Raw genomic sequence first — 15,227 nt, forward strand, 5'->3', positions numbered from 1 at the left:
AATAATTTTAGGAAAAGAAAGCATGCGATTTATTGATGTTTTCGCTGGGTGTGGCGGATTGTCCCTAGGGTTATTGAAATCGGGTTGTGAAGGTATTGCTGCGATTGAGAAAAACCCCATGGCTTTTGAAACTCTACGTCACAACCTTATCGATGGGAAGCGATACCAGTTCAGTTGGCCAAGCTGGCTCCCAAAACAAGCAATGAGTTGCGAGGATTTTTTGAGCAACCATGCCACAGAGATTCGTAGCCTTAAAGGTAAAATTGATTTGATGGTTGGAGGGCCACCGTGCCAAGGCTTCTCTACCGCAGGTCGGAGAAATCCAGCGGACCCTAGAAACAAAATGGCTGAGCAATACTTAGAGATAGTAAAGATCATACTACCACAGTATATAGTCATTGAAAATGTTAGTGGATTCAACATTAAATTTAACGAAAGTAAATCCAATTCCGAAAATAACGAATCGCACCACAAACAGTCTTACGCAGAATTCATAAGCAACGAACTTTCAAAAGTGGGCTACACGGTTTCGAGAGGAAAAGTTAACTGCGCAGACTTTGGAGTTCCTCAAAATAGGCACCGCTACTTGATAGTTTGCACACTAGGTGAAAATTCAAATCTACTTGCAGAACTGTTAAATAGCAAAGAAAAATTCTTAGATACCAAGGGCCTTCCGACATCTAGACCTGTATCAGCTTACGAAGCAATTGCTGACTTACAGACTAAGGATAGAAAACTAACTCAGAATGAAGACTCAGGAATTTCTGGATTTGTAGAAGCCGTTTACGACGCCCCAAAAATACACTCGCCTTATTTGGCAATTATGCGTGAGGGCTATTCTGGGGCTCCAAATAGCAGGCGTCTACCGAGGCACAAGCCAGACACGATCATACAGTTTAGTAAAATACAGCGCGCGTCGATACCAGGAAAATCTTTGTCTAAAGAAGCAAGAGATAAACTTGGCTTAAAAAAACACGCTATAACTGTGCTTACCAAAAACTCGCCCTCACCAACCATTACAACTCTTCCTGACGACATAATTCACTACAACGAGTTAAGAATACTCACAGCAAGGGAAACCGCTCGAATTCAATCATTCCCTGACTGGTTTGAATTTACGGGAAAATACACTACGGGCGGCCAAAAAAGAAAAATAGAATGCCCACGTTATACTCAAATCGGAAATGCAGTCCCTCCCCTGCTGGCCGAAGCCATAGGTTCTCTATTAAAAGTTCGGAGCCTCGGCCAATTAGAAAACGAATATGACTTAGCTCAGGAAGGTGCAATAAATGCAGGCTCTTAACTTTAGGGTGAGTTCCCATTTAAAGTCTATAATTGGTAGAGATTTAATAACGGATGATTTCGTTGCCGTTTTTGAACTTGTAAAAAACTCCTTCGACGCCAATGCCAGCGAAGTAAATATTCACTTCACTCAGGACAGCATATTTATCATTGACAATGGTAAGGGCATGTCCTACGACGACCTAATTAATAAATGGCTATTTGTCGCATACTCCGCCAAACAAGATGGTACAGAGGATTCTTTTGCTGCTAACTATAGAGAATCAATAAATTCGAAACGATACGCAGGAAGCAAAGGTGTTGGCCGATTTTCCTGTGATCGACTTGGAGAGCTTCTTACACTTCAAACAAAAAAAAATGATAGTACCGACATCAACAGGCTGGATGTCATCTGGTCGGACTTCGAGACATCAGCAAAAAACGACTTTATAAACATTGACATCCAGCACAGCACTAGACATCACTTCTCCTTACCAATAAATATAGAATTTAATCATACAAGTGGGACAATACTCGAAATAGGAATATTAAGAGAACAATGGAATCGCGCAAAACTTAAAGATCTGAAATCATCCCTTGCAAAACTAATCAATCCTTTCGGGGCTCATAAAGAAAACTTCTCAGTAAACGTGTATGCAGAAAGCGAAATTGCTGAAGACAAACGCATATTAAACGAGAACCAAGATCCTCATCCAAATGAAATAATTAACGGACCTGTAGACAATTTTATATTTCAGACACTTCAAGAAAAAACAACATGGCTTAGAACCACGATTGACGATAGTAAAATTCACACCGAGCTAATTGATCGTGGAAAGATAATCTATCGTGTTTCAGAGCCCAATGAATATAAAGCGTTAAATAACTCCGGATTTGAATGTAATCTATTTTTCCTGAATCGCTCAGCTAAATCTACCTTTGCTCGCCGAATGGGTATAAATTCGATTTCATTTGGATCCGTATTTTTATTTAAGAACGGATTTAGAGTTTATCCATTAGGTGAGGAAGCTGATGATAGTTTTGGTATCGACAGAAGAAAACAACAAGGTTACTCACGCTATCTAGGCACCCGAGATATACTTGGAAAAATCGACGTGTATGGTGACGACTCAAAATTCAAAGAATCATCTAGTCGTGACAAGGGACTAATAGAAACTCCTGCATACCTTCAACTTAAAGATGCTTTCTGGAAAAAGTGCTTAACACGACTAGAAAACTATGTGGTCGGAGTAAACTGGAGAGTCAAATACGATTCAGACTTAGTCGATTCGAGCCATCTCACAAGAGATGAAATGCGCTCAAAAATAATCGAAGTCATTAACAAACTTTCAAATTCACCAGGCATCACCGTTGACTATTTTGCAGAAGACTTTCTCACCCTCATCGACAGCAAAGCTAAAGACTTTGATAGAACGATAGAAAATCTTTCAGACATCGCTGAAAAAACTGGTAACCAAGCGCTTTTCGAAGAAGCCAAAATTGCTAAAGTTCGCTATCAGGAAATGCTCAAAGCTGAAACTGAAGCGATTCAGTACGCTGAGAGAGAACGAGAAGAACGGCAGAAGGCAGAGGCTCTAGCCTTAAAAGCCGAAAAAGAACTTAAAACCGAAAAAGATAGAAACCTATTTCTAACCTCACTACAAAGCCATGACAAAGATGTATTGGAAAGCCTACATCACCAAGTGATCATATACGCAAGTAACGCAATAAACTTGATTGAGGCAAGCCTTTTCTCCATGCACCATAAGAGACAAATACCTCAAGAGGAAACAGTAGAGACTTTTGAGAGCCTGCTTCTTCTCAATCAGCAAGTCATTGCGGCGTCCAGATTTGCAACGAAAGCAAACTTTAAACTAGACTCAAACTCTATCAACGAAGATTTTGCATTATACGCCGAACAATATATCGAAAAAATCTGCAAAGTTTATAAAAGCAAAATTACTATCAACACGTCTAGAACAGCTAAAGATTTCAAGATCCAATTTAAGCCTATTGAAGTCTCTATAATAATAGACAACTTGATAGATAACGCGATCAAGGCGACGGCCTCATCAATCAATATAGAAATAAGCAAACCTAAACCTAACATACTAGCCATAACACTAAAAGACAACGGAACAGGGCTTTCCGCAGATATATTTAAACCAGAGACAATTTTCGACAAAGGTGTTACAACGACAAGTGGCTCAGGATTAGGTTTGTACAACGTAAGACAGCTTTTACAAAATATAAACGGCACTATTGAATTAATTGAGTCCGGCTTTGACGGCACTACTTTTGAAATCAGGATATATAACTAATGGACGCTACCTACTGCATACTTTGGCTCGACGACCAAAAAGACGAGCTACATGGCGTTTTGAAAAATCTTGAAAGCCGTCTTTACAGCGTCGGACTAAAAATTCATGTTACATGGCAAGAGAAATTTGATGATGCCAGTATCCGTTCATTAGTTGAGTCTTTACGAAAGCACTCACCGTACGATCTCATAATGATTGATTATGATCTCGGTGTTGGAAAGATTGGACATCGACTTACAAAGCAAATAAGGAGCCAAACTTATGGTGACATGGTGTTTTACAGTTCAGCTCCAGATGAAGAGCTTAGGGAAAAGTTATACCGAGAAAAAGTAGATGGCGTATATTGCATGCAACGAGCTTCTCTAGCTCAAGAGGTTTTTTCGTTAGCGCAAAACGCAATACGGCGTGTAGTTCACCCTAACTATATGCGCGGTTTAGTAGTAGGATCGGTAGGCGAGCTTGAAGGGCTATTTGAAGACACCATTAACTCAATAATTGCCAAAAAGGGCTCACCTTCAACTGATGAAGTCAGAGACATGGCGAAAGCCTCTCTTCAGGGATTCATCGACGAACTTCAAAATGTAAAACTCCCTGGCTTCGATAACATGACAACTGAAAAAATCGTAAAAAAACTTAATCTGAGAGTTAAGGTAGATTTACTGTTAAAACTTTTGGAGGAAGATGGAGGACAGCTCAGTCTGAACTGCCATCAGATTATCTCTAACTTTGCAAATGAAATAAACCAGCATCGAATCGAATTTGCGCATGCACGCACCACTACCAACATAGAGGGAATACCTATATTTCAGGACCGTCAGAAGAAAGTCTGGGGACCAGTAGAAATGAGAAATCTCCTTCTAAAACTTCGCGAGCATTATGATGCGGCTGTAAATATAAACACCTATTTCCAAAAGTAGCGCTGGACTTTATAAAGTAGAGGGTTTGCAAAAAACCCTCATTACTACTTTTCCCCCATAGAACATCTGCATTTACGCTGTCTTAATGTTACTGAGCATGATATGAATTATACATCCAGCGCCCGTAAAGTCCTCGCAGATCTGAAGCATGTGCGCATACACCTTGAAGAAGAAACTAGAGATATTGAATGGCGCATTTATTGGATCACTGCAATTGTTTTGCTACGTGCAACAGGCCACGTCCTCCTAAAAGTTGACGGAGAAAGATCGCCGACAGTAAAGCAAATAGCAAACGAACTGCATACGAACTGGAAAGGAGAAAGCGCCGAAAATAAAATATTTCGTGACTTCATAGAACTAGAACGAAACAATATAATTAAAGAGTATCAGTTCGGCGTCACTGAAGGCCCAGTATCAATTGTAGATATCCCGGGCGATTGCGATACAAGCCTCAGCTTAAATCGTGTAACTTTGATTGGTGAAAACATTTATAAGCCTATGAGTAGCGGTACATATGAGGGTGAAGATGGCAGGGATTTGATCGATGAAGCTATATATTGGTGGACTGTCCAACTTGATTATATCGATATGGAGTCCACCTATAGGTCAAGTAATAGTCCTACTAAGTAATAGTAATTTTATCAATAAACACATACTCGAAACCCTACTCATAACTATACTAATCTGACAGGTACTTGATTATCTAGTGTCAAGGACGTTAGTATTTATACGTTGCAGTATTACTGTGACCGGGTGTCAGATCCCGACCAAACCAAGGCGCGGCCCCATGCGCCATAGCTCAGCTGTAGGCGTTTTTTTATGCCTTCCGCTGCATCTTATGGCGGCCCGCGCGGGGCAGGCTTCGGCCTGGCCGGTCCCTTGGTTCCGGTATTCTGACCCCCGTGCGGTCCGCCACCCTACATCGGGTCAGAACGATGGGTGGTTGGTTCCTTAATCAAACCAAGGAGCTAAGGAGATGACTTATCCCCCTTTCACGCCAGGGCACCGCCCATTACGTCTAATCAATACTTCGTTACATATATCGGAATTTTCAGTCAGCCAATTCAGCCGACTGAAATTCCCACCCACCCGCGATAAAAACCGCCACCCGCAACGGGAGGTTTGCGTATGAACACCAACGACAACAACGCAGATACCTCACAGGGCCTTTTCACCGTCCGCTCAGATATCACCACCGAAAAAGCGCTAGTTCATGCCAGTGAGTTTCTCCATTCAGCCACCGCGCTCGCCTACAAATGCGTCTTCGAGCTGGATGACGCACAGCGTCAGCAAGTGTTCGGTGTCGTTCAACTGGTTGAGAACGCTCGGCTCCTGATCGACATGGTGCTGGAGCGAGAGAGCCCATCTGCGAACTGACAGCAACCCAACCCGGATAGCCGTGTCGCCAAAGAGCGGCTATCCGATTTATGCTTGCTTTAAAACAAGCCGCCCAGCACCTCGGGCTCCCAGTTCATGATCACCAGTTCACCGCTCGGCTCCGTCTTCGCCTGACGCTGGTTAGCTGAGGTGTATCGAACATCCAGCGTCTCAAAGTGAAAGCCATCAAACACCCGCCGGATGTCGGGGTGGTCGTTGATACTGACCATCACCCTCCCCTCACACCGCCGCATGAACTCGGCCATCTGCTCGTATTGATCAAAGGTAAACTCCACACCGTAGCCTGCGACCTTCCAGTACGGTGGGTCCATGTAGTGAAAGGTATGTGGCCGGTCGTAGCGTTGGGCGCAATCGAGCCATGGCAGATTTTCCACATAGGTTCCGGCGAGCCGCTGCCAGGCGGCGGAGAGGTTTTCTTCAATTCGTAGCAGGTTGATCGGTGGCGCTGTTGTTGCCGTGCCGAACGTCTGACCGGAGACTTTGGCAGCGAACGCGTGGTGTTGGAGGTAGAAAAATCGAGCTGCTCGCTGGATGTCTGTGAGTGTTTCCGGGCGGGTTATCTTTTGCCATTCGAATACCTGCCGTGAGCTGAGCGCCCACTTGAATTGGCGGACGAATTCTTCCAGGTGGTTCTGTACGACGCGGTACAGGCACACGAGATCGCCGTTGATGTCGTTGAGGACTTCAACAGATGCGGGTTGGGGGCGGAGGAAGAACAAGGCAGCGCTGCCGGCGAAGACTTCGACGTAGCACTCGTGGGGTGGGAACAGCGGGATGAGGCGGTCGGCCAGACGTCGTTTTCCGCCCATCCAGGGGATGATGGGATTGGTCATGGAAAGCCTTCTCTGCGTGTAGATGCGGATGATAGGCTCGCACTGGGTGTGCCTGCCTCGATCTGCGAGAACGGATGGAGAACAAAGTATTAATTCACCCAGGTCTAAAAACACTAATTTCAGACAAACAGAAAAAAGCAAAAACTTAAACTCGATTTAATTATAAATATCTCTACAGAGAAGCCTTATGGATAAGAAACTAAAAGGACAGGGCTGGACCTCCACAAAGGTCATATCAGGAACGAGAGAGATTCATTGTGAATCCTGGAATGGATTTACATCATTTGTTGATCAACGCCTAGTTGATTACGATTCATATATTTTCCGTGGACACGCACGGGCAGACTGGAAACTAGAACCTACAATTGATCGTATTTTGGCGGACGAAGGAAAGTTCAAACCTGGAAAAGACAGAAGAGTAGAGCATCTTGAAAAATTCAAGCACGCTACACGTGGAAGAAGAGGCGCAAATCCAAAACTTGAAATGTGCGAAAATGATTGGTGGGCGTTGGGCCAGCATCATGGCTTACTCACGCCACTCCTAGACTGGTCTGAATCACCTTTTGTTTCCGCCTATTTTGCATTTCTACCCGAGTTCAATGAGTTTGACGAGTCAGTCGTAATTTACGCATTGAGCCGTACTTCATGCGAAAGAAAAAACGCACTCTTACTGAAAGCCCCTAAGTCTGATGACATAAACAATATGGGCTGCATCCAATTCGTCCGTCCATTTACAGATGAAAATCCTCGTCTAATCAGCCAAAGAGGGCTATTTACTAGGACACCTGACTTTGTAACCGTAGATGAATGGGTACGCGAAAATTATGATGACTCTTCAGCAAATGGAGCCTGCCTGTTAAAGATATACATTCCATCTTTTGACCGACTCACTGCCCTTAAGTCTTTAAATAGAATGAATGTCAACCATCTTTCATTATTTCCGGATCTTGACGGTGCAAGTAAGCATTGCAACACATCGTTGATGATTTCAAGGTACGGCTAGAGCCCAGGTGCAAATTGATATCGAGCAGCATTGTCACGTAGCATGCTCACATATGCCTGACACGCCCCCAACGCAATCAATCCCTCATCCCCCTCCTCGGCGATCCTGACAATTCGTTGAGCAAACGCTCCGTCAAGTTCGGCTCTCTCTCCTCCATAAACCACGCCGCCGGGGCCGGTGGTGGCAGGCACTGCATCACCACCGGCAAAGGGCGGCTGGGCGAGGATGACTGACAGCCGCAAATCAGCGGTAGCCAGGCGATCCATAAGGCGTGCTTGGCGTTGTTTTGCATCGGTCAAAGCCCTCTGGTGGATTTGGTCTTTGGTTTGCAGTCGCAGTTCCAGGGCGTAGCGTCTGTCGACCTCGCTGCGCTGTTGCGACGATGAGGCGAAGGCCAGTTCTTTGAGCGTTTCAGCGTGGAGCCGTGCTTGATCTGCCAGTTGCCGTTCATACCGCCAAGTCTGGATCTGCCAACCAACAGCAGCACCGACGATAAACAAAACGACAAGAACAACTCCCCGCACATTCAGCACAAAACCGCCCTCGCCCAGATCCACAACTCGATACGCGCCTCCAGGCCATTCGTGCCTCCATTGATCCGCCGGGTAATCCCGGTGAAATCATCCTGATCCGCCAGCGCATTCAACCCATTCGCCCACCAATACCAAGCCGCCGACTCCGCCGCCCATTGCGGCTGTTCCAGCAACTCTGGCTGCTTGAGCAAACGCAGATCCTCAAACAACGCCAAGCTGCATTTGAGGTAATTCCGTCGGCCCGTTATCTGAATCAACCCCCGCCCCCGATACCGCTGCCCATCCCCATCCGCCTCCGGCGTATTACCCAGCAGCCTCGCCAACGCCCCGGTGTCATACCGACTCAGATACTCATCACTCCCCCGCTCCCGCACATACCGCAACTGCCCAGACTCATGCCCAATCTGCGCCAGGAACGCCGCCTGTCGTTGTCGCGTATTGATCTCCCGCCGCCCCATAGCGTCATTCAGCACCGACACAAAAACGCCCGCTTGTTCGCGGGCGTTGGGGAAGATTTGCTGCAGCTGTTGCTCGGTGATGTTCATGTCGATAGCCCTCAGTAGTGCGTCACGTCCGCCACGAGCAGGGTTGGGGGTGTCAGCCGGAGAGGTGTGACCTCGGTGTAGGTGAAGAAGCGGAACAGGTTCTGGCCCCAGAGGTTGATGTCCATCAGCGCGCCGCGTCGTACGTAGCCGGGGCCGATGCTGGCGGAGTCGTAGGTGGTGCCGTCGATGTTGTCGTTGAACTCGTTGTAGAAATGTACGCGGGAGTAGGTCAGCGCGGCGGCGTATGCTCGGCCGTTGCCCACGGGCAGCGGGTATTCAGGCGAGAGCATGGTGTTGGCATGGATCGGTCGGAGGATTTTGTGTGATGAGTCGAACAGCAATCGCTGGTCGCTGCCGAACACTTGCAACCCCGCCGTGGACGCAACGACTGGAGCGGCGGCGAACAGGTAGAGCGTCACCGTGACGCCCGCGTGGCTGGTGAGCTGCACGTAGGAGCCGTCGTATCGTGGGTCAAAGAAGACGTTGACGTAGGCGCCACTGGTGTCTCCCATCAGCATCACTGCGTCCAGCGGTACCGTGAGGTTAATGGCGAAGTAGAGCTGCTGACCGCTGGTGTAGCGCGGGGTCAGGGTAACGGCGAATTTGTTGATCAGACTGAGGCAAATTTCTTCGCCGGTGATCTGGGCGGTGCCGTAGTCGTTAAAGGCTTGCAGACCGGCAGGCATCAGTAGAAACCATAAAAAATCCTCACAGCCACGTTGGTTTGGTAAGGGTTGAATGGCGGCGGGTAGACCCAGCTGAGTACCCCGCCCGCTATCGAGACATTCGGGAAGATGTAGACGGTGTAGAGCGGGAAGCTCAGTTGCTTGACGAAGAACAGTGGCTCGCCGATCAGCGAGACGGCTATCGCGCCATTGACCGCGCCGGTATTGACGCTGCCGATCAGGGTTCCGACGCGGGTGGAGGTGTCCAGAATCAATGCGCCGTTGGCGTCCCAGACTTGTAATCCGGCAGGCATGGTTCAGCCCCAGATCCCCAGGCGTACCCGCAAGGTGCCGTTGATGTCGTACACCTGCACCACGCGGTTGTTGATGCTCAGGCGCCCGCCTCCGGCTACCGGGCCGTTGAATTCGATCACGCCGGTCTTGTCGAGTCGCCAGCCCTGCGTGCCTGCGATGTAGTCGTTGGATTGCAGGTAGTCGCCAATTTTCAGGTTGCTGATGGAGCCGTCTTGAATCAGCGCCTGGTTGATAAACATCTGCCCGTTCTGCACCACAAACGGCGTGAACACCTGCCCACCAGCGAGGGTGGTCACCATGGCGAAGCGGTCGGCGCTGACCAGAAACTGGCTCTGCAAACCGGCGCCTGTGTTCTCGATGCCTAAGCCAAACCCGGCAGCCACATACTGCCCGTCCTGATTCAGCTCCATCTTCACCACCCACATGGCCTGGAGCTTGTCATCGGTACTGGCCAGGGCTTGGCTGACCTGCTGCACCGAAGCCACCGCATCATCCACCGAGGCAACGACGGTATTCAGTTGATGGGCTTGAGCAATGAGCTGCTCGCCCTGCTGTTCGATGCTGCTGGAGTTCGCCTCGACCTGATAGGCCAGCGCATCTGCAGTCTCGGCGACAGTGCCGATATCCAGCCAATAATCGGGATCGGGTGGGGCCACGCCTTGCACCGGTTCTCTGGCTTGGAACAGGCGGCTGCCCAGGCGAACAATCTCCCCCGCCGAATAGGCCTTGGTTTCGTCATACGCCAAGGCATCGCTCACCTCGCTAAAAAGCTCTTTCAGTTCTTCTCGGGTCTTCTCCAGCCGGTCGTTCACAGAGCCAGGCCCATCGCCAGTGATCAGCCCAATCTCACCCAGCAACTCCTGACCCAGCTGACTGGCGCCAATCTGCCCCGCGATCAAATCCAGAATCGGCCCGGCCTCAGCGCTGGCTTGCCCGGCCAGACCATTACCGACGGGATACCAAGGTCCGACATTCCCCGTGCGATCCACCAGCCGCGCCCAGAAGTAGAATTGCGCCCCCGCCGCCAGCCCCTGCAAGTCATGCGCGGCCTGCGGATAAGCGAAGTCACCGAGTTTCTGTGCATGTTCAAACGCAGGCACCTGCGAGGACCAAACCTCTGTGCGCTGTGTATCCTCAGCCCCGGCAGGGAAGCCCCACTGCAAGCCAATCCCAAACAACTTGTCTTGGGTACGCAAAAACGCCACCGAAGGCGGCGGCGTGATCTTGCCCTCAATGGTGGTCAACACCGAGCTGGCCGGTATCGAGGCCACATCCAGCACATTCACCGCCCGCACCCGCGCCAGGTACTGGCCGGAGTACACGCCCACTACATCCACCAACAGTTCTCCGGTGCGCGGAATCCGTACCCAGTCCCCGGCGCCGCGCCGCCACTCCACGTCATAGCCCACCGCATACTCAGCGGCGTGCCAGGCGATGGTCATGGTGGTCACCGCCAGCCCTTGTTGAGTGGAGATGCTCTGCGTGATCAGCACGGAACTGGGTGGTGCCTGCACGCCAGGCGGTATCACGGTCACCGGTGGTGGATCGATCTTGCTCGCGTAATCCACCGCATCGTATTTGCCCGGTTCATGCTGGATCAGCGTGAGCTGGAACTGCTGCCACTCCGGTCGCGTGATGCTCAGTACCTTGAACTGCATCGTCGCCAGGTCATCAGAGTCGATCACCCAGCCGCACTCCGGCAGCAGCGGCTCGCTGTACTCGGCGGCAACCGTTACCGCACGCCCCTCTACCCGCGCAATCAACCGCGACTCGGACGCACCACTGGGCAAGTTGCAGATCAAGCGCGATCCAGACGGAATCTCCACATCCCGATCCAACGTAACCACCCGCCCCGCCACCGCCGACACCCGCCCACCATTGGCCCGGCCTGCCAGCAGTTCATCACTCAGGCGAATCAACTGCCCCGGTCGCGGTATCTGCCCATCCAGGCCGACGCGCATCGTCGCCGGGCGCGTCTGCGTCTGCTCACTGACCAACGCAAACATCCCCGCCCGCTGCGCCTGTCCACGACTGGTGCAACCCACTGCGCCGATGGGCAAATCCTGAATACCGAACTTCGCGATGCCGTCTTCGACAAACACCGGCTCCTGCTCGGTCTCAAAGCTGTTGTCGGGGTTGTCCCAACTGACCATCGCCCGCGTATGCCGATCCCGTTTGCGCACGCCCTGGTATTTGAGGCTGATGATGTTACCGCGATGAAAGTTGTAGACCGGGTCTTGCGGCATGTCGGCGTTGACCACCATCTGGCTGCCGTCCCAATAGGCCATGCCGTGGAAGATCGAGGCGATGTCTTCGAGGACGATGTACGCCTCTTCCTGTGTTTGCAGGTAGAGGTTGCAGGTGAAGCGCGGTTCGGTGCCGCCCTTGCCGTCCGGGACCATTTGGTCGCACCACTGGGCGATGCGATACAGGGCGTAGCGGTTGACCATCGCCGCGTTGAGGCGCTCGCCGAGGCCGTAATACGGGTGCAGCGCCAGGTCGTACCAGACCCACGCGGGGTTGTTGCTGTAGGCGAGCTTGAAGGTCCCGTCCCAGATGCCGATGTAGGTGTGGGTTTCGGGGTCGTAGTTGCTGGGTACGCGCAGGATGCGGCCGCGCATCAGGGCCGAGAGTTTGGGCACGTTGTTGAATTGCTCGGCGTCGAATTCGATGCCGCCCACGGCGGTGAGGGGGTAGGTCAGTTCGGCGTCGATGATTTCGGTGATCGACTCGACTCGCATCATGTCGGCGATCAGGCTGCTGTTTTGGTTGGGGGTCAGCCTGCGGACGCGCAGGGTCCACTCGCTGCCGGTGGGGAGTTCCAGGCGGTGGGAGCGCTCGTACTTGGTAGTGTTTTTGCGTGCGACGAAGGCGGTCAACACCGGCAAATAGGCGCCGCCGTCGGTGGCAATATCCACCGCGTAGTCGATGCGATAGCCGTTGATATTGCCATTGGCGTCCTGGGCTTGAAGCTGGGGCCAGGACAGTCGCAAGCGCACGGCATTGATCTCGTCGTTGCTGACCGAGCTTACCCACGGTGACTCGGAGCGCAGTTCGACGCCGATGGCGATCTCGTTGTTGATCTCGGGGAAGCCGACCAGGCGATCCTGATTCAAGGTGCCCGAACGGAACTGCCAGCGTGCCCGTGGGAAGTTCAGAGTTCCGTCGGCGGCTTCGATGGGCGTGCCGTCCAGCTTGATGGATTTCAGCCCATCTACCGGGCCAACGATCTCTCCCCAGCTGAAGGAGTACAGCATTTTTGCGGTGGCGATGGAGGGCGCGCTGTCACTGGCAATGTAGGGGCGATTGGGCTTGTTGCTGCCAGCCTTAGCGCCGACAACATAACTGCCCATGGCAGCGTCAGACCTGATCCTGGGCGTAGATGCCGCCGCTTAACACCGCGCCGCCAATCTCACGTTCACCGTACAACACCGGCCACGGATTGCCCTGCGCGACGGTGGTGACGGCGCCGCCGAACGCGTAACTCGCGCGGTTGCCCTCCTCGTCTCGGCCCAGCCCCGGCTTTGGGATCGGTGCAAGCATCTGCATCACACCGCCGACAGCCGCGCCGGTGCCCGCTGCGATCAGGCCCATGCCCCAAGGTGACGTGGTGCCGAAGCTGAAATACCCCAGCGCAACCAACGCGACGCCGAGGATGGTCTGAAACATCCCGGCGCTTTTGCTACCCGCCACCAACGGCACGATGCGGATCACGCTGTCGTCGCGAGTGCTGAGGGGCAATTCCTGCTCGCTCAGATTGCGTTGGCCAGCGAACACCGAGAACACCAACCCTCGCAACTCGGCATCCCGCAGAAAGCGCTCAAAGCCTGGCAGCAAATAGCACAACGCACTGATGCCCTCCGCGGGGCTGGACACCTCCAGCGGAAAGTCCCGGCCAAAATGCTTTCGCAACACGCCATACAACCGCACCGTGCGCTGGCTCATGGCCGCGCCTCGCGATGCCGCAAAATCAACCGCGTACGCTGCGCCCAATCCGGCCCATACACCTCGCGGGTCGAACTGCGCCCGTGCAGGTGATGAATAAAAAACGGACCACTGCCACCCAAATCGGGCGCCCGTTCGCTCGAGAGCGAACCGTCCGTGCCTAAAAATATCGCCGCGTGGTTGGGGTGATAGGTGCGGCCGATTTCCATGATCAGCACATCGCCGCGCTGGGGATTGTCGACCTGCACAAACCCGGCCTCGGCGAAGTGATGCTGATAAAGGCTGGGGCCGTGCTTGTTCTCCCACCACCGGTCGGTGCGCGGGTAATCGGGCAAGGTCAGCCCCCACTCCCGCGCATACCAATCGCGGATCAGCGTGTAGCAATCCAGCACGCCATGGGTGAAGTCGCGCCCCAGCAGCGGCGCGGTGTAGCCTTCGGGTTTGAGCCAACCAATCTCCCCACCTGGCCAGGCCACAATCGCCCAGGGCAGTTCATGCAACTCACAACTCACCCGATCCGCCTGACTAGGCCGCGCACTGCCGTTGTTATGGCTATGCACCACCGCCAGCACCTGGCCCTGATCCTCGGCCTCGCACCAGGCATTGCGGCTAATTACAAAATGCTCCGAAGCACTGGCGGCAGCGTTGAGACACGGCCAATACACGCGCCCGCTGCCGGTGCGGATCAACAACCCGCACGCCTCCTCCGGATACCTTGCCTCGGCGTGCTGCCGCATCTGCGCCTCCAGGGCGCGGCTGATTCGCATGGCTACCTCCGAATAATCAAACTCGAACCGGGCGCCCCACCAAACCGCGCGGTGTTGCCGCGTACCTTGCAACTGCGCCAGCGCCCCGCGCAGCGGTCTTGTGCGGGGTCATCAGTGGGTTCGTCGTGCTTGGTGAACAGCGCGGTGCCGATGTACGCGCAGGCCTCGCCTCGGTACTGGTTCATGCAGGCCCAGCGGCACAGGCTGGTGATTTGTTGCGTGGGAACTTTGATGCCCTGCAAGTCCGCCGGGCTGGAGAGTTGGAACTCCAGCTGCATCTCGTCTTCATCGGTTTTCTGTTCGATAAACCAGCTCATGACGCGTTGCTGGTCACTGGCCTGCGGGTTGCCGTCAGGGAAGTTAGCGGCGTCGAGGTAATGGCGGAAGGTTTCGCGGATGGTCACCTTGGCCCCGGCCAGGTCGTCCAGGTGCAGGCACAAGGCCGAGAGAGCACCGCGTACCCCTGCGATTTCGTTGCCCACTGTCAGCGTCGGCAATGCGGGGCGACCGTCGCCGTTGAGGTCCAGGCCTTTGGCTTCGATGCTGATCGGCTCATAAGCCTGGCCCTGCCAGATGATCGTGCCGTCCTGCATGTGGCCGTGAAAGCGCATCAGGTCGCCGCCCAGGTGTGTGGCATCGACTTCGTACAGGCGAACGGCGTCACCCGGCTCCAGCAGTTGGACGTCGGTGTTGATGGCCATGGC

15 protein-coding genes are annotated in these 15,227 nt (G+C 52.4%); 6 read left to right on the forward strand and 9 right to left on the reverse strand.

What is annotated here, in order from left to right; genetic code table 11:
- Positions 1-22 precede the first annotated feature (22 nt).
- The 5 genes from LRS56_18985 to LRS56_19005 all read left to right on the forward strand — a co-directional run bounded on the left by LRS56_18985 (position 23) and on the right by LRS56_19005 (position 5,896).
- Positions 23-1,303, forward strand: a complete 1,281-nt coding sequence (locus LRS56_18985) for a DNA cytosine methyltransferase (GenBank protein WDU60929.1) — start codon at positions 23-25, stop codon at positions 1,301-1,303.
- Complete coding sequence (locus LRS56_18990; protein WDU60930.1) at positions 1,290-3,602, forward strand: ATP-binding protein; 2,313 nt, start codon at positions 1,290-1,292, stop codon at positions 3,600-3,602. The genes LRS56_18985 and LRS56_18990 overlap by 14 nt, the downstream gene beginning before the upstream one ends.
- A complete protein-coding gene (locus LRS56_18995; GenBank protein WDU60931.1) occupies positions 3,602-4,519 on the forward strand; it encodes a hypothetical protein in 918 nt (305 codons plus the stop codon). Before LRS56_18990 ends, LRS56_18995 begins: the two co-directional genes overlap by 1 nt.
- A 102-nt stretch (positions 4,520-4,621) precedes the next feature.
- The gene (locus LRS56_19000) at positions 4,622-5,149 is read left to right on the forward strand and encodes a hypothetical protein (GenBank protein ID WDU60932.1); all 528 of its coding nucleotides are present in this window, start codon (positions 4,622-4,624) and stop codon (positions 5,147-5,149) included.
- A 498-nt stretch (positions 5,150-5,647) separates the two neighbouring features.
- Positions 5,648-5,896, forward strand: coding sequence for a DUF3077 domain-containing protein (locus tag LRS56_19005; GenBank protein ID WDU60933.1), 249 nt, complete (start codon positions 5,648-5,650; stop codon positions 5,894-5,896).
- Positions 5,897-5,955: 59 nt separating this feature from the next.
- Here LRS56_19005 and LRS56_19010 read toward each other — a convergent pair whose 3' ends face one another.
- Positions 5,956-6,750: a DNA adenine methylase gene (locus tag LRS56_19010; GenBank protein ID WDU60934.1), complete on the reverse strand. Its 795-nt coding sequence runs from the start codon at positions 6,748-6,750 to the stop codon at positions 5,956-5,958.
- A 187-nt stretch (positions 6,751-6,937) separates the two neighbouring features.
- Here LRS56_19010 and LRS56_19015 point away from each other — a divergent pair, with 187 nt between their 5' ends.
- Complete coding sequence (locus LRS56_19015; protein ID WDU60935.1) at positions 6,938-7,753, forward strand: FRG domain-containing protein; 816 nt, start codon at positions 6,938-6,940, stop codon at positions 7,751-7,753.
- On the opposite strand, the gene LRS56_19020 is transcribed toward LRS56_19015, so the two are convergent.
- The 8 genes from LRS56_19020 to LRS56_19055 are packed head-to-tail and all read right to left on the reverse strand — an operon-like array spanning position 7,750 to position 15,224.
- Positions 7,750-8,304 (reverse strand): lysis system i-spanin subunit Rz, encoded by a 555-nt coding sequence (locus tag LRS56_19020; protein WDU65779.1) that lies wholly within the window; start codon positions 8,302-8,304, stop codon positions 7,750-7,752. The genes LRS56_19015 and LRS56_19020 overlap by 4 nt on opposite strands.
- Positions 8,280-8,831: a glycoside hydrolase family 19 protein gene (locus tag LRS56_19025; protein ID WDU60936.1), complete on the reverse strand. Its 552-nt coding sequence runs from the start codon at positions 8,829-8,831 to the stop codon at positions 8,280-8,282. Before LRS56_19025 ends, LRS56_19020 begins: the two co-directional genes overlap by 25 nt.
- Positions 8,832-8,842: 11 nt before the next feature.
- The gene (locus LRS56_19030) at positions 8,843-9,517 is read right to left on the reverse strand and encodes a hypothetical protein (protein WDU60937.1); all 675 of its coding nucleotides are present in this window, start codon (positions 9,515-9,517) and stop codon (positions 8,843-8,845) included.
- A complete protein-coding gene (locus tag LRS56_19035) occupies positions 9,517-9,810 on the reverse strand; it encodes a hypothetical protein (GenBank protein ID WDU60938.1) in 294 nt (97 codons plus the stop codon). Before LRS56_19035 ends, LRS56_19030 begins: the two co-directional genes overlap by 1 nt.
- A 3-nt stretch (positions 9,811-9,813) precedes the next feature.
- The gene (locus LRS56_19040) at positions 9,814-13,164 is read right to left on the reverse strand and encodes a DUF1983 domain-containing protein (GenBank protein WDU60939.1); all 3,351 of its coding nucleotides are present in this window, start codon (positions 13,162-13,164) and stop codon (positions 9,814-9,816) included.
- A gap of 7 nt (positions 13,165-13,171) precedes the next feature.
- Complete coding sequence (locus tag LRS56_19045; protein WDU60940.1) at positions 13,172-13,756, reverse strand: tail assembly protein; 585 nt, start codon at positions 13,754-13,756, stop codon at positions 13,172-13,174.
- Positions 13,753-14,523, reverse strand: a complete 771-nt coding sequence (locus LRS56_19050; protein WDU60941.1) for a C40 family peptidase — start codon at positions 14,521-14,523, stop codon at positions 13,753-13,755. Before LRS56_19050 ends, LRS56_19045 begins: the two co-directional genes overlap by 4 nt.
- 2 nt (positions 14,524-14,525) lie before the next feature.
- Complete coding sequence (locus LRS56_19055; protein ID WDU60942.1) at positions 14,526-15,224, reverse strand: phage minor tail protein L; 699 nt, start codon at positions 15,222-15,224, stop codon at positions 14,526-14,528.
- Positions 15,225-15,227: the final 3 nt, after the last annotated feature.

Origin of the sequence: Pseudomonas poae (genome assembly GCA_028869255.1) — a bacterium.
Taxonomy (GTDB): domain Bacteria; phylum Pseudomonadota; class Gammaproteobacteria; order Pseudomonadales; family Pseudomonadaceae; genus Aquipseudomonas; species Aquipseudomonas poae_C.